The sequence below is a fragment of the Pseudomonas sp. SL4(2022) genome (assembly GCF_026625725.1).
GTDB lineage: Bacteria > Pseudomonadota > Gammaproteobacteria > Pseudomonadales > Pseudomonadaceae > Aquipseudomonas.
This window is the reverse complement of sequence record NZ_CP113060.1, coordinates 3782325-3801817: the sequence shown is the minus strand read 5'-3', so window position 1 is coordinate 3801817 and position 19493 is coordinate 3782325. Positions and strand designations below refer to the sequence as shown.

Sequence of the window (19493 nt, the reverse complement as noted above, 5' to 3'; positions counted from 1 at the left end):
CCGATGGCCAGTCCAACTCCCTGCTATCACTGTGGTCTGCCAGTTCCTGCCGGCAGCCGTTTCCATGCTCAGGTACTGGGCGCAACCCGTGAGATGTGCTGCCCGGGTTGCCAGGCAGTGGCCGAAGCCATTGTCAGCGGTGGTCTGGAGCACTACTACAAGCACCGCAGCGAAAGCGCCGCCAACCCGCAGAGCCTACCCCAGGCGCTGCCGGATGAGCTGGCGCTGTATGACCGCAGCGATGTGCAGCAACCCTTTGTTGAGCATGACGGTGAACTCAGCGAAACCTGCCTGCTGATCGAAGGCATCAGCTGCGCGGCCTGTGGCTGGCTAATTGAAAAACACCTGCGCACCCTGCCGGGCGTCAGCGAGGCGCACCTCAATCTGTCCAATCACCGCCTGCAAGTGCGCTGGGCCGACAGTCAGTTGCCGCTCAGCAGCCTGCTCAAGGCACTGCGCAAGATCGGCTACGCCGCCCACCCCTGGCAGGCCGATGCCGCCGCTGAACAGCTACACCGCGAGAACCACCGCGCCATGCGTGAGCTCGGTGTAGCCGGCATGCTGTGGATGCAGGTGATGATGGCGACCATGGCCACCTGGCCGGAATTCAACATCGACCTCAGCCCCGAGCTGGACAAGATCCTGCGTTGGGTCAGCCTGTTTCTCACCACGCCGATTGTCTTCTACTGCTGTGGCCAGTTCTTCCGTGGCGCGCTGCGTGACTTGCGCACCCGCCATCTGACCATGGACGTTTCGGTATCCCTGGCGATTGGTGGCGCCTACATCGCCGGTATCTGGTCAACAGTGACCGGTCAGGGCGAGCTGTATTTCGATGCGGTGGGCATGTTTGCCCTGTTCCTCCTGGCTGGCCGCTACCTGGAACGCCGCGCCCGCGAACGCACGGCTGCTGCCACCGCGCAGCTGGTCAATCTGCTGCCAGCATCCTGCCTGCGCCTGACTGCTGACGGGCAGAGCCAGCGCATTCTGCTCAGTGAGCTGCACGTTGGTGACCAGGTGCTGGTGCCACCCGGCGCCCTGCTACCTGCGGACGGGTGGATTGTTCAGGGCCAGTCGAGCGTGGATGAATCCCTGTTAACCGGTGAGTACCTGCCGCAGCCACGCAAGGTCGGCGATGCCGTTACTGCTGGCACCCTGAATGTCGAAGGGCCGCTGCAGATTGAAGTGCAGGCCCTCGGCGATGCCACGCGACTGTCGGCTATTGTTCGCCTGCTGGAGCGCGCGCAGAGCGACAAACCGCGCCTGGCGGTACTGGCCGACCAGGTTGCGCAATGGTTCCTGCTGATCGTCCTGGTGGTGGCCGCCGTCGTCGGCCTGGCCTGGTGGCAGCTCGACCCTTCCCGTGCATTCTGGATTGTCTTAGCCCTGCTGGTCGCCACCTGCCCTTGCGCGCTGGCCTTGGCCACGCCTACGGCGCTCACGGCGGCGACTGGCTCACTGCACAAACTGGGCATGTTGCTGACCCGTGGCCACGTACTGGAGGGCCTGAATCAGATCGACACCCTGGTTCTGGACAAGACCGGTACCCTCACCGAAGGCCGCCTGACCCTCAGCGCTATCCACCCTTTGCGCGAGCTAGACGCCGATGCCTGCCTGGCCCTGGCCGCCGCGCTGGAAAACCGCTCAGAGCACCCAATTGCCCGCGCCTTCGGCCAGGCACCAGAAGCTGCCGATGCAGTCGACAGCCATCCGGGACTGGGCCTGCAGGGGCGTGTTGGCAGCCGCTTGCTGCGCATCGGCGAGGCCAATTTCGTCTGCGCGCTCAGCACCCAGACCGCCCCAGCCATTGCAGGTAAACACGGCCAATGGCTACTGCTGGGCGATGAGCAAGGGCCGCTGGCCTGGTTTGTTCTGGATGACCGCCTGCGCGAAGATGCCCCGCAACTGATCGACATGGCCAAGGCCAAAGGTTGGCAAATCATGCTGCTGTCCGGTGACAACTCGCCCATGGTCGGCGAAGTGGCACGCCAGCTGGGCATCATGGACGCCCGTGGTGGCCTCACCCCAGATGCCAAACTGGACGTGCTGAAACAGCTGCACAGCCAGGGCCGCCGGGTGCTGATGCTGGGTGACGGGGTTAATGATGTGCCGGTATTGGCCGCCGCCGACATCAGCGTGGCCATGGGCAGCGCCACCGACCTGGCCAAAACCAGCGCCGATGCCGTGCTGCTGTCCAACCGCCTGAGCAGCCTGGTGCAGGCGCTACACATGGCGCAACGAACCCGTCGCATCATCATCGAGAACCTCACCTGGGCCAGCCTGTACAATGGCCTGGTGCTGCCCTTCGCCGCTATCGGTTGGATTACGCCCATCTGGGCCGCGCTGGGCATGTCAGTCAGTTCATTGCTGGTGGTATTGAATGCCTTGCGACTAACACGCCCGTAGGGTGGATCACGCTTCACCGATCCACCACCGCGCCGCCATGGTGGAAATAAAAATTGACCTCCACCTATCAAACAGTCCACTGACACGCTCGGCGAGGTCTTATGCGAAACAACATGACTGGCAAGGTTGTATGGTGGCTGCGCTTACTGGCTGTGGCTTTGCTCAGCCTGCAGCTGTTTATGGCCTACCCTTTTGCCGCCACGCTGATCAGCCAGCAAACCACACTCAGCAGCCTGTTTACTGACAGTCTGCCGGACACCCTGATCATGCTTTTCGTTAATGTCTTATTTGCCTTCGTCGCGCTGACCGGCCGCAGCCCTGACAGACTCTTTCCAGTTACCAGCCTTGATCTACGGCAACTCTTGCGCCGGAGCCACTAAACCATGCCCGCTCTCTATATCCTGATCCCGGTTGCCATTGCTTTGGTGGCCTTTGCTATCTGGCTGTTCTTCTGGGCGGTGGACAGCGGTCAGTACGACGACCTCGACGGACCGGCCCACAGCATCCTGTTTGACGACGAAGACCCCAAACACACTGCCGCCGTAAACCAGGTGCAGCAACTCGACGAACCTCAGTCCGAGCAGGACAAGCCCGGTGCTTGAGCTGCTGCCGCTGCTGGTTTCAGCACTGATTCTCGGCCTGCTAGGCGGCGGACACTGCCTGGGCATGTGCGGCGGCCTGATGGGCGCGCTGACGCTGGCCATCCCACCCGAGCAGCGCGCACAACGCGTTCAACTGCTGCTGGCCTATAACCTGGGGCGCATTCTCAGCTACAGCCTGGCCGGCCTGCTGCTTGGCCTGGCGGGTTGGGCAGTAGCCAATAGCCCCGTGGTTATGGGCCTACGGGTGATTGCAGCGTTGCTGCTGATTGCCATGGGGCTCTACCTTGCCGGCTGGTGGAGTGGCCTAACCCGTATAGAAGCCCTCGGTCGTGGTCTCTGGCGGCATATCCAGCCGCTAACCCGGCGTTTTATGCCGGTCACCAGCCTGCCACGTGCGGTGATACTCGGCAGCTTATGGGGCTGGCTGCCCTGCGGGCTGGTCTACAGCACCCTGCTGTGGGCCGCCAGCCAAGGAAATGCAGTCGACAGCGCAGCCCTGATGTTGGCTTTTGGCCTCGGCACCCTGCCGGTACTACTGGCCACTGGCATGGCCGCCGAACGCCTGACCGCACTGCTGCGTAAACAGGGCGTACGAATGGCTGGCGGCATTCTGGTGATCCTGTTCGGTCTGTGGACTCTGCCCGGCCCGCACCAGCACTGGCTGATGGGCCACTAGCAGACCATTGAAAACGAAGGCGAGGCCGCCAACGCAAGGCAAAAACAGGCAAAAACGGAGGTTACGCGCTTTAAATGAGCATTTTGAGCCTGTTTTGAAGGCTGCAGGAGCAACGCAGGTAGTTTTCCAACGGCCTGCCAAGCGATAAGAGGCCGCTTGATACAGGTCAAAACACCCCAGCCCCAGCGCTCATAGACTGCCCGGTATTGAAAGCCAAACCGGGAATACCCGCATGCTCAACCTCATCCAGTGGGACAGCACTCTGATCCGCCGCTACGACCAGGCCGGCCCGCGCTACACCTCCTATCCGACCGCCGTGCAGTTCCACGAGCGCATCAGCCAGTTCGACCTGCTGCACGCCCTGCGCGAAAGCCGCAAAGCGCTGCGGCCGCTGTCGCTGTATGTGCACATCCCGTTCTGCGCGCACATCTGCTATTACTGCGCCTGCAACAAGGTGATCACCAAGGATCGCGGGCGCGCCCAGCCCTATCTGGAAAAACTCGAACGTGAAATCGAGATCATCAGTCGCCATCTCGACCCGCAGCAGAGGGTCGAGCAGCTGCACTTCGGCGGCGGCACGCCGACTTTTCTCAGCCACGATGAGCTGCGCCACCTGATGGGCCACCTGCGCCAGCACTTCAATCTGCTGGATGACGATAGCGGCGACTACAGCATCGAGATCGACCCGCGCGAAGCCGACTGGTCGACCATGGGCCTGCTCCGCGAGCTGGGTTTCAACCGTGTCAGCCTGGGCGTGCAAGACCTCGACCCGGCCGTACAGCGCGCGGTCAACCGCTTGCAGACTCTGGAGGAAACCCGCGCCATCGTGGAAGCCGCGCGCACCCTGCAGTTCCGCTCGGTAAACATCGATCTGATCTACGGCCTGCCGCTGCAAACGCCAGAACGCTTCGCCCGCACCGTGGCCGAGGTGATTGCCCTGCAGCCCGATCGCCTGTCACTGTTCAACTACGCGCACCTGCCGGAACGCTTTATGCCGCAGCGGCGAATCAACACCAGCGACCTGCCCAGCCCAGGCGACAAGCTGGCCATGCTGCAGGCAAGCATCGAGCAACTGAGTGCCGCCGGTTACCGCTATATCGGCATGGATCACTTCGCCCTGCCCGACGACGAGTTGGCCAGCGCCCAGGAAGATGGCAGCCTGCAACGCAACTTCCAGGGCTACACCACCCACGGTCATTGCGACCTGATTGGCCTGGGGGTTTCATCGATCAGCCAGATTGGCGAGCTTTACTGCCAGAACAACAGCGACCTGAGTAAATACCAGGACAGCCTCAGCCATAGCGAACTGGCCACCGTGCGCGGCTTGCATTGCGATGCCGACGACCGTCTGCGGCGGGCGGTGATTCAGCAGCTGATCTGCCATTTCCAGTTGCGCTTTGTTGATATCGAGCAGGCTTATGCCATCGATTTCCGCAGCTACTTCGCAGAAGTCTGGCCGCAACTGCAGCAAATGGCCAGCGACGGCCTGATTGACTTGAGCGCCCAAGGCATCGATGTCAAGCCGGCGGGTCGACTGTTGGTCAGGTCGCTGTGCATGCTGTTTGATCGCTACCTGTGCGAACAAAGCCAGCAGCGTTTCTCGCGGGTTATCTAGTCCCTATTTCATCAGCAGGCTGGACACTTCCTGCATCTGCTGATCGGTCAGGCCTAGCTTGGACAAGACCTTGAGCAGCGTGGCATTGGCGCTGCTCAAGGCACCCTGCAGCGACGCCAGTTCACCCTGCAAGGTTTCAATCTTCAAGCGTTTGGCCTCGGGATCAAGGCTCTGGTCACTCATAACCGCATTCAACTCCTCTTTCTTGACCTCGATCTGCTCCTTGAGCGCGCGAATTCGCTTGAGCAGGTCCTTGATCAGATCCGGCAGGCTGCTGTCATCGATATCTTGGTTTTTCTGGGCGGCGGCGGAACGGGCCTTGCCCAGCTCCGACAAACTGACGCGCAGACTATCGCGCAATGCCTGATCATCCTTCTCGACGCCCTCGACGCCCTCGACGCCCTCGACGGTCGCGCTTTTGCACTCAACCGCCATCCCCAGGCGGCCAATCATCGATGTCAATTCCACGCGCATAACCTTACTCACTTGCAGATCCCTTAACCGCCTGAACTATCGGCTGTTCAGCGCCATACTTGAACACTTGGTCAAGAAGCCATGTGACTGGCTGTCACCCGCTGGCTGCTGTAACCTTGAGCCTATTGTCTGCTCAGCTCAGGAACACTGACGATGTCCGAAAGCATCAAGTTGCATACCCCACATCAAGCCCATTGCAAGGATTGCAGCCTGGCGAGTTTGTGCCTGCCGCTGTCTTTAAATCTGGAAGACATGGACGCGCTCGACGAAATCGTCAAGCGCGGTCGGCCCCTGAAAAAAGGCGAATTTCTGTTCCGTCAGGGCGATGCCTTCAGCTCGGTCTTTGCGGTACGTTCCGGCGCATTGAAAACCTTCAGCCTGAGCGATGCGGGTGATGAGCAAATTACCGGTTTCCACTTGCCCAGCGAGCTGGTTGGTCTATCCGGAATGGACAGTGAACTCTATCCCGTTTCGGCTATGGCCCTGGAGACCACTTCAGTCTGTGAAATTCCCTTTGAGCGCCTGGATGAGCTCGCCGTACAGCTGCCGCAATTGCGTCGTCAGCTGATGCGCATCATGAGTCGAGAGATCCGTGACGATCAGCAGATGATGCTGTTACTGTCGAAAAAGACCGCCGACGAACGTATTGCGACCTTTCTGGTCAATCTTTCTGCACGCTTCCGTGCTCGCGGCTTTTCGGCTAATCAATTCCGCCTTGCCATGTCGCGCAATGAGATCGGTAACTACCTTGGCCTTGCAGTCGAGACTGTGTCGCGGGTATTCACACGCTTTCAACAAAACGGTCTGCTGGAAGCCGAAGGCAAAGAAGTCCACATACTCGACCCCATTGAACTATGTGCCCTGGCTGGCGGTAACCTGGACACCTGATTTATTGCGTGAAGCAAGACGGAAAGACCATGATTTTTGACGAGTTCAGCATCAAGACCCTAATTCGCCCGGTGGTGGACTTCCCCAAGCCGGGGGTTATCTTCCGTGACATCACTCCGCTTTTTCAGTCTCCACGCGCCCTACGCATGGTGGCCGACAGCTTTATTCAACGCTATGTCGAAGCTGACTTCAGCCATATCGGTGCCATGGATGCGCGCGGTTTTCTGATTGGTTCAATCATTGCCTATGAACTGAACAAGCCGCTGATACTGTTCCGCAAGCAAGGCAAGCTACCCGCTGATGTACTCAGCGAGAGTTATCAGACTGAATACGGCGAAGCCAAGCTCGAGGTGCATACCGATAGCCTCTGTGAAGGCGACAAAGTACTTATTTTCGATGATCTGATCGCCACCGGCGGAACCTTGTTGGCAGCTGCACAACTCGTACGGCGCATGGGTGCCAGCGTCGTCGAAGCTGCAGCAATCATTGACTTGCCCGAGCTCGGCGGCTCTCAGAAGTTGCAAGACAGCGGCATCCCTACCTTTGCCCTCACCTGCTTCGCACTCAACGACCAATAACCGAACGCTCTCGACAAACGCCCGCATTCTGCGGGCGTTTGCATTTGGATGGTCGCCGCATGCGCAAAGGCAAAGTGTCCGACAACTATCCATAAGTTGGCCCATTTGCGCCCTCCCTGGCCACGAATGACCTCGCACCGAAAATCGCCTCGGCTAATGATAAATGACGGCCCCGGGCAGTGTGATCTGTCCTCTGGGCCCAATAACAAGAGCGGTCGCCACATGCGACCAATATGCCAGGAGTCGCCTTTATGACAGCCAAGATCAGCACCCCACCCGCCAGCTTCCCTGTGCGCCGCATGGACTTCAGTTTTGATGAAAGCCAGAAGTTCTGGTTTGCCGGTGACCCATTCATGAGTCACTTCATGAATAACCTGTCTTCGCTGTTCCCCTATGGCGAGAAGTTTTTCGTCGACAGCGTGCGTGCCGTGCGTGATCAAGTGACCGAACCTCAGCTGAAGAAGGACATCAGCGCCTTTATCGGCCAGGAAGCCATGCACTCAAAAGAACATGCGGCATATAACGACTACGCCGCCGAGCACAATATCGACCTGGAGCGGCTAGAGCTACGCATCAAGGTGCTGCTGGAGTGGGTCACCAAGATCACCACTAAGAAGCAGCGCCTGGCAGCCACCTGCGCCCTTGAGCACTTCACCGCAACGATGGCCGAACAACTGCTGCAACGCGAAGACCTGACCACCCAGATGAACGATCCCAAGCTGTACCAGCTGTGGATGTGGCATGCCATTGAAGAGAACGAACACAAGGCGGTGTGCTACGACGTGTACCAGAAAGTCTATGGCGGCTACTTCACCCGCGTCGGCATGATGGCCATTTCCACGGTGATCTTCTTCGGCGTGATTGCCTGGTTCCAGCTGCACCTGCTGCGCAAGGATGGGCAACTGTTCAACTGGCGCAGCTGGGGTAAGGGTCTGAAAACCTTGTTCGGACTGCGTAATGGTTTCCTGACTAAGCTGATCCCGGCCTATCTGGACTATTACCGTCCAGGCTTTCATCCATTCGACCACGATAGCAAGGCCTTGGAACAACGCTGGCGCCAACGCTTGGGCTTCAATTAAATACGGCTCGCCAGCGGCTGCACGTCTGACTGGCGACCGTATTCAAGATAAAAAACCCGAGAACAGAATTGATCTCGGGTTTTTACTTTTCAGCCTCATCAACAGAAGCGCAGCACTCCTGTCACTTATGCAGGCAACTCACTCAAGGCAGATTGACAAGTACACGACCAATCTGTTTTCCCGCCAGAATATTCGCAATTGATTCCGGTAACTGTTCAAGGCTCACCTCTGTTACCAGTGACTCCAGATCCAGCTTCCATTGCAGTGACAACTTGTCCCACATGGACGCTTTGACCACCAACGGCAACTCAACCGAATCAACCCCCAAAAGGTTGACGCCACGTAGAATGAAAGGCAGCACACTGCCGGAAAAGGCTGTGCCTGCCGTCAAACCGCAGCAAGCAACACTGGCCCCATAACGCAATGATTTGACCACATTGAATAGAATATCGCCCCCGACACAATCAACCGCACCCGCCCACTGCGGCTTGAGCATCGGCTTTCCAGCGCCCGCCTCCAACTCAGTACGCGAAACAATCTGTTGCGCACCCAGTGCTTTGAGGTATTCAGCTTGATCAGCTTTACCGGTAGAAGCTGCAACCTGGTACCCCAGCGTAGTTAGCAATGCCACCGCAACACTTCCGACGCCGCCCGTCGCGCCTGTCACCAAGACTGGCCCTGCATAAGGCGTCAAGCCGGCCTGCTCCAGCTTTTCCACACACAGCGCCGCTGTGAGTCCTGCCGTCCCCAAAACCATAGCCTCACGCATGGAAAGCCCTTGGGGACGTTTCAGAGCCCAACTGGCAGGAATTCTGATGTACTGGGCAAAACCACCCGCCGTGTTCATCCCAAGATCATAGCCCGTGACGATCACCTCATCACCGACACTGAACTCCGACACAGAAGAGGCTTCTACTATGCCCGCGGCGTCAATTCCTGGCGTGTGCGGGTACTCTTTGCTAACGCCCCGATTGCCGCTGGCTGATAGCGCATCTTTATAGTTAAGCGAGGAATACTTGACCCGAATCAGCAGCTCACCAGCGGGCAAATCATTGACATTGCGCTGCACAATCACCGTTTCGAAACCACCCGCTGCACTTTCACGGGCTTGCAATGCACTGAACGTACTCATGTTCTTCCTCTGTGTGTCGACCATTTACCAGAAGCGTTGCTGATTCAAGCGACTCAGCCAACTCAGAACGAAACGGTCCAGCGCCACGCTGCCCGCCAGTCCAACACGCTCCTGCAGGGTTTTCTTCTCGGCATAGTGCAAATGAAACAGCTCGGCACTCTTGGCACGTTCCGCCAGGTATTCGTCACTGGTTTTCAACTCATCAACCAGTTGTTTCTCCAGAGCCGCCAGGCCTAGCCAGACTTCGCCAGTAGCAATTTGATCAATGTCCAGTTGAGGCCGGTAACGGGCAACAAAGGCTTTAAACAGCTCATGGGTGGTTTCCAGGTCTTCCTGAAACTTCTCTCGGCCCTTTTCGGTGTTCTCACCGAATACGGTCAAGGTACGTTTGTACTCACCGGCGGTAAGTACTTCAAAATCAATGTCATGCTTCTTCAACAAGCGGTGCACGTTAGGCAGTTGAGCCACCACACCAATGGAGCCGAGAATGGCAAAGGGCGCTGAAACAATTTTCTCGCCGATGCACGCCATCATGTATCCACCGCTGGCTGCCACTTTGTCGATGCAAACGGTCAGTGGTACGCCGGCCTGACGAATACGCGCAAGTTGAGAGGATGCCAGCCCATAGCTGTGAACCATGCCGCCACCGCTTTCCAGCCGCAGCACGACTTCATCCTGCGGTGTTGCCATAGACAGTAAAGCAGTGATTTCGTGACGCAGGCTGTCGGTTGCCGAGGCTTTGATGTCACCGTCAAAATCCAGCACATAGACACGGGATTTTTGCCCCCCGGCTTTCCTTTCCAATTTGGCAGCCTTGGCTTCGGCTTTGGCTAGTGCTTTCAGCTGATCCTTGTCGAGCACAGCATGCTCGAGACGCTGCTGTAGTTGCTTAAAGAAATCATTGAGCTTTTGCACCTGCAACTGCCCACTACCCTGCCGTCCCTTGCTGCGCAGTGCCGCTACGGTGAGAAGCACCACTACAATGGCTACCAACAAGGTGAGCGTCTTGGCCAGAAAGCTTATGTACTCTGCAAAAAACTCCACGTATTTCCCTCTCAATCAAGTGGCAACGCCCATTTATCCCGAACGCTGATTGTCCGCAAGCATACCTAGGCCACTGAGTATCGACCAGCAACCCAAGGCCTGGTTATTCAGCCCATCAATGCAATTCAAACAAGCGTATGTTTTTACGTTGACAGCTCCTGAGCTTCCTCATACCCTCGCGAAACTTTCAACGTACCGGAATCGAGCGGACGTGGGCAGCATCTACCTGATTCGACATGGCCAAGCCTCATTCGGCGCCGACGATTACGATGTGCTTTCGCCCATCGGAATTCGCCAGGCCGAAGTGCTGGGCGAGCACCTCGCGCAACTTGGCACGCGCATAGATCGCAGTGTCAGCGGTGCTCTACGCCGACAGCAACACACCGCCAGCAGCGCGCTCAAGCAACTCAAAAATGCCGATCTAGCAGATACCACACTGGATATTGATGCCGCATTCAATGAATTCGACGCTGATGCCGTGATCCGTGCCCTGCTCCCTGATCTGCTTCCTGAAGAACCGGAGGCACTGCACACGCTGCGCAATGCCGCACAAAATCGCGGAGAGTTCCAACGGCTGTTCGCCAAGCTGATCGCTCGCTGGGTCAGTGGCGAGCATAGCAAGCCTGGCCTACAGAGCTGGCAGGAATTTGTCGCACAAGTACAAGGCGGCCTGGAACGTCTGCTACAGCAGGCTGACAGCAAACAGAACATCGCAGTCTTCACATCAGGCGGTACGATTACCGCCCTGCTGCACTTGATCACCGGTATTGCGCCCGCTCAGGCCTTTGAACTGAACTGGCAAATTGTTAACACCTCACTGAGCTGCCTGAAGTTTCGCGGCACGCAAGTGAGCCTGGCTTCCTTCAACAGCCATGTGCATTTGCAGCTGTTGAAGGCGCCGGAACTCATCACGTACCGCTGAGTCCGGCCCACTGCACCCCAAGGTGCTAGTAACCCCCAAGAAAAAGGAAAACATCATGAGCGTTGCAGACATCGTCCAAACCATGCACTCCAAGTTCAACGCCAGCGCTGCTGCAGGCCTTGATCTGGTATTCCAGTTCAACATCGAAGACGGCGAGAACTACGCGCTGATCGTTAAAGACGGCACCTGCGCCGTTGAGCAAGGCGACAACGCCAACGCCAACGTGACCCTGATCATGGACACCGAAACCCTGAAAGGCATCACCAGCGGTGAAACCGACGGTATGCAAGCCTTCATGTCCGGCAAACTGCGCGCCGAAGGCGACATGATGTTGGCCATGAAACTGGGCGAACTGTTCCCGGTTTAAGCCAAGCTGGCGTTATTGCTACTCGAAAAACCGAAGTCCCTGACTTCGGTTTTTTTATGCCTGCGGCCTTTATAAACAGGTCAATCAGGCCGCTTGATTGAGCGGCAACACGCTGGCCTATTAAGGCGGGCAATGCTTGTTCACAACCTGCAGCAGCATTAGATTAACCAATAGTCTCAGGCACCTATCATAAGCAGAAGGGATAAACATGGCGCTTACTGACCAGTCAACCCGCATCCGTGAAGGCGAGGAACTCGACGCCACGGTCATCGACCAGTACCTCAAGGCGCATATCCCTGGCCTGACAGGTGAGCCGCGCATCAGCCAGTTCCCCGGCGGCGCATCCAACCTCACCTACCTGCTTGAATACCCCGGCAAAGAGTTTGTGCTGCGCCGCCCCCCGTTTGGTCACAAAGCCAAATCGGCCCACGACATGGGCCGCGAATACCGCATCCTCAACCAACTCAATGCCGGTTTCCCTTATTGCCCCAAAGCTTATGTGCATTGCACCGATGAATCGGTGATTGGTGCTGAGTTCTATGTGATGGAGCGGGTTAACGGCATTATCCTGCGGTCCGATATGCCGGCTGAGCTGAACTTCAGCGCCGAGCAAACCCGCACGCTGTGCAAGAGCTTTATCGACAAGATGGTCGAGCTGCACAATGTTGATTACCAAGCCTGCGGCCTGGGTGACCTGGGTAAGCCTGAAGGCTATGTGCAGCGCCAGATCAGCGGCTGGAGTGATCGTTACGAAAAAGCGCTAACCCCCGATGCGCCCCTGTGGGAGCCAGTCAAAGCGTGGTTGCGCGACAAGATGCCGACCGACCACCACAAGCCAGGCATCGTGCATAACGACTACCGCTTCGATAACGTGATTCTCAGTCCACAGAACCCAAGTCAGATCATCGGTGTGCTGGACTGGGAACTGACCACTATCGGCGATCCACTGATGGACCTGGGCAACACCCTCGCCTACTGGATCGAGGCCGCCGACCCTGCCCCCGTACAAATGATGCGCCGTCAGCCAAGCAACGCACCCGGCATGCTCACGCGCCAGCAGTTTGCCGATTATTACGCTGAGCGCGCCGGCATCGAAATCAAGAGCATCGACTTCTATTACACCTACGGCCTATTCCGCCTGGCCGGTATCGTGCAGCAGATCTACTACCGCTATTTCCATGGCCAGACCCAGGACAAGCGCTTCGCACAGTTCATTCATATGAACAAGCTACTGGAACAGATGAGCCTGCAGGTCATCAATAAGTCGCAGTTGTAAACGGCCGAACAGGCCTCTCATAAGAAAGGAAAAAACCATGTCCAAGACCCATCTGTTCGACCTCGACGGCAAGATCGCTTTCGTTTCCGGTGCCAGCCGTGGCATCGGCGAAGCCATCGCCAAACTGCTGGCCCAACAAGGTGCGCACGTCATCGTGTCGAGCCGCAAGATCGACGACTGCCAGAAAGTCGCGGATGCCATCATTGCTGATGGAGGCAAGGCCACTGCGATGGCTTGCCACATTGGTGAAATGGAGCAGATCAGCAACGTCTTTGCGCACATCAAGGAACAATTCGGCCGCCTTGATATTCTGGTTAACAATGCCGCCACCAACCCACAGTTCTGCAACGTCCTCGACACCGATCTGGGCGCGTTCCAAAAGACCGTTGACGTAAACATCCGTGGCTACTACTTCATGTCCATCGAAGGCGGCAAGCTGATGAAAGCCAACGGCGGTGGTTCGATCATCAACGTGGCCTCGATCAACGGCGTCAGCCCCGGCGAGTACCAGGGCATTTACTCGGTGACCAAAGCCGCTGTGATCAGCATGACCAAGGTGTTTGCCAAGGAGTGCGCGCAATTCGGCATTCGCTGCAACGCCCTGCTGCCGGGCCTGACCGACACCAAGTTCGCCTCAGCACTGACCAAAAACGATGCCATCCTCAAAGTCGCCTTGCAGCGCATCCCGCTCAAGCGCGTCGCTGATCCGAGTGAAATGGCCGGCACCGTGCTGTACCTGGCCAGCGATGCCTCCAGCTACACCACTGGCGTAGCGCTAAATGTGGATGGTGGCTTTCTCTCCTAAGCCACTGTTTTACAGCTTTAACAAGGGACCTGCCGGTCCCTTGTTTATGGCTAAGGCTAAGCTTCAAATAGTGAAGCGGGCCACCAGCGCATTCAAATCCACTGCCAGGCGTGACAGCTCCTGACTGGCAGAACTGGTTTGATTAGCCCCCGCCGATGATTGCAACGACAGGTCACGGATATTAACCAAGTTGCGGTCCACCTCACGAGCGACCTGTGCCTGTTCTTCCGAGGCGCTGGCAATCACCAGGTTGCGCTCATTGATCTGCGAAATGGCCGCTGCAATTTCATCCAGCGCCAAACCGGCAGCTTTGGCCACCTCCAGCGTCGAGCGGGCGCGGCTATTGCTGTGCTGCATGGCATTGACCGCTTTGTCGGTGCCTTGCTGAATGCCACTGATCATCTGCTCGATTTCACGGGTCGACTGCTGGGTGCGATGTGCCAATGCGCGCACCTCATCCGCCACAACGGCAAAGCCGCGTCCGGCATCGCCAGCTCGAGCGGCCTCAATTGCAGCGTTAAGCGCCAGCAGGTTGGTCTGCTCGGCAATCGAACGGATGACATCGAGAACCTTGCTGATATCACGCACCTGCCCGGCCAGCTGTTCGACCTCAGAAGCAGTATTCGTTACATCGTCGGCCAGGTGGCTGATCGAATCCACCGTCTCACGCACTTGCTCACGACCAAGCTGCGCCGTGCGATTAGACTCGCTTGAAGCTTCTGATGTCGTGACGGCGTTGCGTGCAACCTCTTCCACTGCGCTGGTCATTTGATTGACAGCTGTGGCCGCTTGTTCGATCTCATTGTTCTGCAGGTGCAGACCACGGGTCGAGTCTTCTGTAACCGCGCTCAGTTCTTCTGAGGCGGAAGCCAGTTGGGTTGAAGAATGCGAAATGTTCTGAATGGTGCTGCGCAGACTCTGCTGCATGCTTTTTAACGATCCCAGCAGCCGGGCCGGTTCATCCGTCCCCTCGACCTCAATGGCCTGGGTCAGGTTGCCGCCAGCGACAACCTCCGCCACCCTGACAGCTTCAGCAAGCGGGCGAACAATACTGCGGGTCAACAGCAGGGCCAACACAACAGTCAACCCAAGTGCTACCAGCATCATTATGATCACCCATGTCCGGGCACTGGCAAAGACCGCATCAGCTTTATCGGCAGCCGACGTCGCGCCAAGCCGGTTCATTTCAGCCAGCTCGCTTAGGGCTTTTGTCATTTTGTCGGCATGGCCATTGAGCGGACCATTGGCGACTGCCAAGGCTGCATCCAGGTCATTTTGCCGAACGGCTTCGACAATCTTTATTTGCTCTTGCAGGTAGCTGATTTCAGCTTGTTCAAAACGTTCATAACCTGCCCTTTCTGCTGGGCTGGAAATCAGCTTCTCGTATCGGTTCTGCGCCTGTTCCAGCTCCTTCTTGAACGCCTCAACCCGGGCAATGTTCTGCTGCCGAACACTTTCATCACTGTTGAGCATCAAGCGTAGGGTCATGGCGCGCAGACGCAGGATATCCTGACTCATTTCACCCAGATTCAGCACGCTGGGTAGCCAGTTTTCATTCACCTCTTCAGATTGCTTGTTCATCTCGGACATCTGCATCAGCGAGAAACTGCCGACCAGCATCACCAACAATGCCACCATACCGAAACCCGATGCGGCCCTAGGTGCAATATTTATCGTTCGAAGACTCATCTCCACAACCCTCGTATTGCCTCACACCACAACTGATATCACAGCGACATCACTCAGCTATCACTCAAATACTCTTTATCTGTATAGCAGACTGCCCTTAACTATCGACCGACTGTGCATGTGCTCGAACAGTCAAAAAAAAACCCGAGCCAGGCTCGGGTTCTAAGCGCCTAATTAAAGGCATCAGCGTACGGTGAAGCGCTGCTCCAGCAGCTTGCGGTCATCCTGAAACACCATGAAGTGCCACTCGCCGGCAACGACTTCATGCGGCTCGGTGAACTCGAATGCCATGACATCATCAGGGGCACCGACCACCAGCTTCTGCGTAACAACAAACTTGTCATGGCGCTTGCCATCTGGAGTGACCACACCCGGGGTGAGATACAGCAGAGTCAGCGGCGCCTCTGAAGCAGTCTTGCCCACCAGGTTGTAGCGCACACCAAATTTAGTGCCGAGTTTGGCAGGGATCGCATCGCCAGCTTCGATTGGCTGATTGCTGCGGGTCAGGACCCGCTCGCCAGCCTGATAATCCTGATAGTCACTGACAAAAACACCGTATTCGACCGGGCCCTCAACCCGCACTTCGGCCTGCACCAGGCCACTGATCAAGACACCTGCCGCTAGGGCACTGAAACGGATGAATTGCATGTCGCGCTCCTTGTTTAGATGGCGCGAGCCTATGACACCCGTATGACAAGACCATGACAGTTATCAACGTGCACAGAGCCACGATTGCGAGCGTCGCGGCCTAAAAGTGGGCAAACAGCACCAGCAGGGCTCAGATCGCGACCCGACGCACCAGTGCAGGGCAATAAAACCGCCTGTTTTCCAGCGATAGCAGCATGACGCCCACTCAGTGATGGCACTTGGCTTGCAGTGCTACTGCCAACCCTCTAAAGGAATTCGCCATGCTTCAGCTATTGCGTTCGACGCCCAACAAGAATGCGGACGACACTGCACTCGACGCGCTCCTCAACCAGTACGACCTGACCAGTCGCCTGAGCGATAACTATCGCTGGATGTCGCGTCTGAATGACTTCAGCGCCGGCCTGCACCAGCGCATCCGCAGCAGCCTCGGCGCAGCCGTCGGCATTGCCTCACACGCTCCGCAATTAGCACGTATTGCCGCCGCCAACCAGCAGAGCGGACAAACCCTGGCGCAGTCTTCGGAACTGATCGCCAGCGCCAGCGAACAGGTCACCACCACCCTCGACACCGAGTTGGTGCCCGGCGCTGCCGAAGTCGCCCTGCTGTCCGCAGAGGTCACCGCAACCCTGCATGGTTGCCAGCAAAGCGGCCAGGCGGTGCTGCAGCAGGTCGAGGTGATCGGCAAGAGCGAACAGCAACTGGCGCTGGTGATTCAGCAGCTGACCAGCCGGCTTGAGGAAGTCAGCAAGGTGATTGGGGTGATCGCCAGTATTTCCCAGCAGACCAACCTGCTCGCGTTGAATGCGGCCATCGAAGCCGCCCGCGCGGGCGAGCATGGCCGTGGCTTTGCCGTGGTCGCCGAGGAAGTGCGACGCCTGGCTGGGCATACCACCGACGCCACCACTCAGGTCGGCGACATCATCGAGCGCTTTCGCAACGGTATGCAGCAACTCACCGAGGCGGGTAAGCACATGCACCAGGCTGTAGCCGATGGACGTGATGGCATGCACGCTGTGGGCACTGGCCTGGACAGCACCCGTCAGGCCATGGATCGCCTGGACAGCCGCGTAGGGCAGATTGCAGCCGGCACCAAACAAATCGGCCAGGCCGTGCGCTCCATCAACGGTGACGTGCAAAACATCGCCCGAATCGCTGGTGAATTACTCGGCAAGGCCGGCCAGGTGCTGCACCATAGCCAGGCGGTACGCGAGGATGGCGACCGACTGCTGGCAGGGCTTGGTGATTTCCGCCTGGAAATTCACCACGCCGTACAGGCCAGTGTCGAACAGCTGGCGTGCCAACCCGGCCTGAGTGCAGATGTGGCCAGCGCCGAACGCCTGCTTGGTAACACGCTCAACCTTGATACACGGTTCGAACTGTTCTATCTGGTCGACAGGAATGGCGTACAGCTATCCGAAAACATCTTTGCCGCCGATGTGCCTCACAGCGACAGCAGCAGCTGTAAAGGTCGCAACTGGCAGCAACGCCCCTGGTTCCGCGCCGCGGCCGATAGCCTGCGCAGCCATATCACCCAGGTCTATCGCTCATCGGCCACCGACGACTTCTGCTTCACTATCTCGGTGCCGATCCTCGACACCCGTGGCCAATTACTGCGCGTACTGGGGGCCGATGTGCGGCTTTCTGCGCTGGTCTGAGGCCTGCGCCATGAGCTAGGCTGGCCACTCACTCAAGCCCATGGAACTCCTATGATCAGCATCAGCAACGAGAAAGGCCTGCTACAGCGCATCAACATCGGCCCGCACACCCTGCACAGTGACGTATCGGTGGAACTGGGCGGCGAAGGCTCAGCGCCCGAGCCGCATGATCTGTTCGATGCGGCTCTCGGTGCCTGCAAGGCGCTGACCCTGGCGCTGTATGCCAAGCAGCGCGGCTTACCGCTGGAAGGCCTCGATGTAAAGCTCAACCGCGATGACAGCCAGGAGCGCCAAGGCATCTACCGTCTGGATGTCGAACTGACGCTGCACGGCGCGCTGGATGACTCACAGCGCCAGCAGCTGCTGCGCGTCGCCGATAAATGCCCGATCCACAAGCTGATGACCAGCAGCGAGGTTCAGGTCAGCACCCAGCTAAGCGAGGGTGCATAGTGAGCGACTTTCTACTGATCCAGCCGCGTCCGGAAAACCTCGGCGGACAACCTATCCTGCGCCCCCTGCCTTCGGCCAAGTGCCGCAGCGTAGGGCCGTTCGTGTTCTTCGACCATATTCTGGAAAACACCTACCCGGCCGGCAGCGGCATGAATATCAACCAGCACCCGCATATCGGCCTGTCCACCCTCACCTACCTGTTTGAGGGGCACCTGCAGCACAAGGACAGCCTCGGTTCGAATCAACTGGTCCGCCCCGGCGAAGTCAGCTGGATGACCGCAGGCCGTGCCGTCGCGCATGTCGAGCGTACACCACAGCCGCTGTGGGAAAGCGGCTCGCACATGCATGGCCTGCAGGTCTGGCTGGCCATGCCCACCGCTGAGGAGCAAGGCGAACCCCGCTACAGCCATCACCCCGCAGACAGCCTGCCGCGCAGCACCAGCATGGGCGTGGACATCTGCCTGATTGCCGGCACTGGCTTCTGCCTGCAATCGCCAGTGCCGGTGCTGTCGCCAACGGTCTATGCCGAGATCAAACTGGCCGCAGGCAGCGCACTGCAGATACCCAATGAGCATGCCGAGCGCGCCCTGTACCTGATCGACGGCGAGGTCACACTGGATGACCAGCAACTGCCGCTACGTGGCTTGCTGGTGCTGCATGAAGGCGAGATTTACACCCTCAGCGCCTGCAGCGAGAGCCACCTGGTGTTGATTGGCGGTGCACCGATTGGCCCCCGGAAGATCAACTGGAACTTTGTCGCCAGCGATTCGGTGCTGATCGATCAAGCCCGCCAGCGCTGGGCCGCACAGGACTGGCCAAGCGTGCCAGGCGAGACCGCACGCGTCGAGTTGCCGCGCTGACAGAGAAGATGTGCACTTGCACGACATGCAAAGCGCAGGTGTTCGGGTTGGCCATCACCCTACTCGGCCGCAGTGATCAGACTGAAGACTGCGTGCACGATGCCTTTGTGCAGATCTGACGCAATGGCCAGCGTTCCCAGCGCGCGCTGAATCAGCTGCGCAGCCGTGGTCGCACGCTGGAATTGGATGACGACTTTATCGAACGTGCTGTCGATGACAGCCAGCAGGCCGCCGAATTGCTGGAACAACAAGGCGAACAGCAGCAACTAGGCCGTTGCCCACAAAGCGACAAAAAAGCCCGCCAGTGGCGGGCTTTTTTGGGGGTTACAA

21 protein-coding genes and 1 pseudogene are annotated in these 19493 nt (G+C 58.1%); 16 read left to right on the top strand and 6 right to left on the bottom strand.

Going from position 1 to position 19493, the window contains the following annotated elements; all coding sequences use genetic code 11:
* Window positions 1-3: 3 nt before the first annotated feature.
* From OU997_RS17995 to hemN, 5 genes are all read left to right on the top strand, one after another.
* Window positions 4-2403, top strand: coding sequence for a heavy metal translocating P-type ATPase (locus OU997_RS17995; protein ID WP_267807866.1), 2400 nt, complete (start codon window positions 4-6; stop codon window positions 2401-2403).
* 113 nt (window positions 2404-2516) lie between these two features.
* Window positions 2517-2783 carry a hypothetical protein gene (locus OU997_RS17990; RefSeq protein ID WP_108488174.1) on the top strand — a complete coding sequence of 89 codons (267 nt, stop codon included), beginning with the start codon at window positions 2517-2519 and terminating at the stop codon, window positions 2781-2783.
* A 3-nt stretch (window positions 2784-2786) separates the two neighbouring features.
* Complete coding sequence (gene ccoS, locus OU997_RS17985) at window positions 2787-3005, top strand: cbb3-type cytochrome oxidase assembly protein CcoS (RefSeq protein WP_108488173.1); 219 nt, start codon at window positions 2787-2789, stop codon at window positions 3003-3005.
* Window positions 2998-3681 (top strand): sulfite exporter TauE/SafE family protein, encoded by a 684-nt coding sequence (locus OU997_RS17980; RefSeq protein ID WP_267807864.1) that lies wholly within the window; start codon window positions 2998-3000, stop codon window positions 3679-3681. The genes ccoS and OU997_RS17980 overlap by 8 nt, the downstream gene beginning before the upstream one ends.
* Before the next feature lie 232 nt (window positions 3682-3913).
* Entirely contained in the window at window positions 3914-5296 is a 1383-nt protein-coding gene (gene hemN, locus OU997_RS17975) for an oxygen-independent coproporphyrinogen III oxidase (RefSeq protein WP_267807863.1), read from the top strand.
* 3 nt (window positions 5297-5299) lie between these two features.
* Here the strand turns inward: hemN and OU997_RS17970 are convergent, their stop codons facing one another.
* On the bottom strand, window positions 5300-5770 hold the full coding sequence (locus tag OU997_RS17970) for a hypothetical protein (protein WP_267807862.1): 471 nt from the start codon (window positions 5768-5770) through the stop codon (window positions 5300-5302).
* 153 nt (window positions 5771-5923) lie between these two features.
* Between OU997_RS17970 and fnr the strand changes: the two genes are divergently transcribed.
* From fnr to OU997_RS17955, 3 genes are all read left to right on the top strand, one after another.
* Window positions 5924-6658: a fumarate/nitrate reduction transcriptional regulator Fnr gene (gene fnr, locus OU997_RS17965; protein WP_108488169.1), complete on the top strand. Its 735-nt coding sequence runs from the start codon at window positions 5924-5926 to the stop codon at window positions 6656-6658.
* A 29-nt stretch (window positions 6659-6687) separates the two neighbouring features.
* Window positions 6688-7236: an adenine phosphoribosyltransferase gene (locus OU997_RS17960; RefSeq protein ID WP_108488168.1), complete on the top strand. Its 549-nt coding sequence runs from the start codon at window positions 6688-6690 to the stop codon at window positions 7234-7236.
* 251 nt (window positions 7237-7487) lie between these two features.
* Window positions 7488-8315, top strand: coding sequence for a metal-dependent hydrolase (locus tag OU997_RS17955; protein ID WP_108488167.1), 828 nt, complete (start codon window positions 7488-7490; stop codon window positions 8313-8315).
* Between the two features lie 142 nt (window positions 8316-8457).
* Here the strand turns inward: OU997_RS17955 and OU997_RS17950 are convergent, their stop codons facing one another.
* Window positions 8458-9447 carry a YhdH/YhfP family quinone oxidoreductase gene (locus OU997_RS17950; protein WP_108488185.1) on the bottom strand — a complete coding sequence of 330 codons (990 nt, stop codon included), beginning with the start codon at window positions 9445-9447 and terminating at the stop codon, window positions 8458-8460.
* A gap of 24 nt (window positions 9448-9471) precedes the next feature.
* Window positions 9472-10491, bottom strand: coding sequence for a protease SohB (sohB, locus tag OU997_RS17945; RefSeq protein WP_267807861.1), 1020 nt, complete (start codon window positions 10489-10491; stop codon window positions 9472-9474).
* Between the two features lie 211 nt (window positions 10492-10702).
* Between sohB and OU997_RS17940 the strand changes: the two genes are divergently transcribed.
* From OU997_RS17940 to OU997_RS17925, 4 genes are all read left to right on the top strand, one after another.
* The gene (locus OU997_RS17940) at window positions 10703-11413 is read left to right on the top strand and encodes a histidine phosphatase family protein (RefSeq protein ID WP_267809931.1); all 711 of its coding nucleotides are present in this window, start codon (window positions 10703-10705) and stop codon (window positions 11411-11413) included.
* 52 nt (window positions 11414-11465) lie between these two features.
* On the top strand, window positions 11466-11780 hold the full coding sequence (locus tag OU997_RS17935; protein WP_108488184.1) for an SCP2 sterol-binding domain-containing protein: 315 nt from the start codon (window positions 11466-11468) through the stop codon (window positions 11778-11780).
* A 208-nt stretch (window positions 11781-11988) separates the two neighbouring features.
* Complete coding sequence (locus OU997_RS17930) at window positions 11989-13056, top strand: phosphotransferase family protein (RefSeq protein WP_267807860.1); 1068 nt, start codon at window positions 11989-11991, stop codon at window positions 13054-13056.
* Between the two features lie 37 nt (window positions 13057-13093).
* Window positions 13094-13861 carry an SDR family oxidoreductase gene (locus OU997_RS17925; protein ID WP_108488163.1) on the top strand — a complete coding sequence of 256 codons (768 nt, stop codon included), beginning with the start codon at window positions 13094-13096 and terminating at the stop codon, window positions 13859-13861.
* Window positions 13862-13924: 63 nt separating this feature from the next.
* Here OU997_RS17925 and OU997_RS17920 read toward each other — a convergent pair whose 3' ends face one another.
* Window positions 13925-15481: a methyl-accepting chemotaxis protein gene (locus OU997_RS17920; RefSeq protein WP_420713283.1), complete on the bottom strand. Its 1557-nt coding sequence runs from the start codon at window positions 15479-15481 to the stop codon at window positions 13925-13927.
* A 252-nt stretch (window positions 15482-15733) separates the two neighbouring features.
* Window positions 15734-16198, bottom strand: coding sequence for a DUF3859 domain-containing protein (locus OU997_RS17915; protein ID WP_267807856.1), 465 nt, complete (start codon window positions 16196-16198; stop codon window positions 15734-15736).
* Between the two features lie 260 nt (window positions 16199-16458).
* On the opposite strand from OU997_RS17915, the pseudogene OU997_RS21110 reads away from it, so the two are divergent.
* The 4 genes and pseudogenes from OU997_RS21110 to OU997_RS17900 form a co-directional block, all read left to right on the top strand.
* Window positions 16459-17289: pseudogene (locus OU997_RS21110) on the top strand (methyl-accepting chemotaxis protein); the annotation flags it as partial.
* Between the two features lie 18 nt (window positions 17290-17307).
* Window positions 17308-17853 (top strand): PDC sensor domain-containing protein, encoded by a 546-nt coding sequence (locus OU997_RS21105; protein ID WP_420713282.1) that lies wholly within the window; start codon window positions 17308-17310, stop codon window positions 17851-17853.
* 51 nt (window positions 17854-17904) lie between these two features.
* A complete protein-coding gene (locus OU997_RS17905; RefSeq protein WP_108488159.1) occupies window positions 17905-18303 on the top strand; it encodes an OsmC family protein in 399 nt (132 codons plus the stop codon).
* Window positions 18303-19163: a pirin family protein gene (locus OU997_RS17900; protein WP_267807854.1), complete on the top strand. Its 861-nt coding sequence runs from the start codon at window positions 18303-18305 to the stop codon at window positions 19161-19163. The genes OU997_RS17905 and OU997_RS17900 overlap by 1 nt, the downstream gene beginning before the upstream one ends.
* Window positions 19164-19222: 59 nt before the next feature.
* On the opposite strand, the gene OU997_RS17895 is transcribed toward OU997_RS17900, so the two are convergent.
* Window positions 19223-19429 (bottom strand): hypothetical protein, encoded by a 207-nt coding sequence (locus OU997_RS17895; RefSeq protein WP_267807852.1) that lies wholly within the window; start codon window positions 19427-19429, stop codon window positions 19223-19225.
* Between the last annotated feature and the right edge of the window lie 64 nt (window positions 19430-19493).

Bases quoted from the DNA above. Each gene is read 5' to 3' on its own strand.
- OU997_RS17995 (WP_267807866.1), top strand. From the start codon at position 4: ATGGCCAGTCCAACTCCCTGCTATCACTGTGGTCTGCCAGTTCCTGCC.
- OU997_RS17990 (WP_108488174.1), top strand. From the start codon at position 2,517: ATGACTGGCAAGGTTGTATGGTGGCTGCGCTTACTGGCTGTGGCTTTG.
- ccoS (WP_108488173.1), top strand. From the start codon at position 2,787: ATGCCCGCTCTCTATATCCTGATCCCGGTTGCCATTGCTTTGGTGGCC.
- hemN (WP_267807863.1), top strand. From the start codon at position 3,914: ATGCTCAACCTCATCCAGTGGGACAGCACTCTGATCCGCCGCTACGAC.
- OU997_RS17970 (WP_267807862.1), bottom strand. From the start codon at position 5,770: ATGCGCGTGGAATTGACATCGATGATTGGCCGCCTGGGGATGGCGGTT.
- fnr (WP_108488169.1), top strand. From the start codon at position 5,924: ATGTCCGAAAGCATCAAGTTGCATACCCCACATCAAGCCCATTGCAAG.
- OU997_RS17960 (WP_108488168.1), top strand. From the start codon at position 6,688: ATGATTTTTGACGAGTTCAGCATCAAGACCCTAATTCGCCCGGTGGTG.
- OU997_RS17955 (WP_108488167.1), top strand. From the start codon at position 7,488: ATGACAGCCAAGATCAGCACCCCACCCGCCAGCTTCCCTGTGCGCCGC.
- OU997_RS17950 (WP_108488185.1), bottom strand. From the start codon at position 9,447: ATGAGTACGTTCAGTGCATTGCAAGCCCGTGAAAGTGCAGCGGGTGGT.
- OU997_RS17930 (WP_267807860.1), top strand. From the start codon at position 11,989: ATGGCGCTTACTGACCAGTCAACCCGCATCCGTGAAGGCGAGGAACTC.
- OU997_RS17925 (WP_108488163.1), top strand. From the start codon at position 13,094: ATGTCCAAGACCCATCTGTTCGACCTCGACGGCAAGATCGCTTTCGTT.
- OU997_RS17920 (WP_420713283.1), bottom strand. From the start codon at position 15,481: ATGCTGGTCGGCAGTTTCTCGCTGATGCAGATGTCCGAGATGAACAAG.
- OU997_RS17915 (WP_267807856.1), bottom strand. From the start codon at position 16,198: ATGCAATTCATCCGTTTCAGTGCCCTAGCGGCAGGTGTCTTGATCAGT.
- OU997_RS17905 (WP_108488159.1), top strand. From the start codon at position 17,905: ATGATCAGCATCAGCAACGAGAAAGGCCTGCTACAGCGCATCAACATC.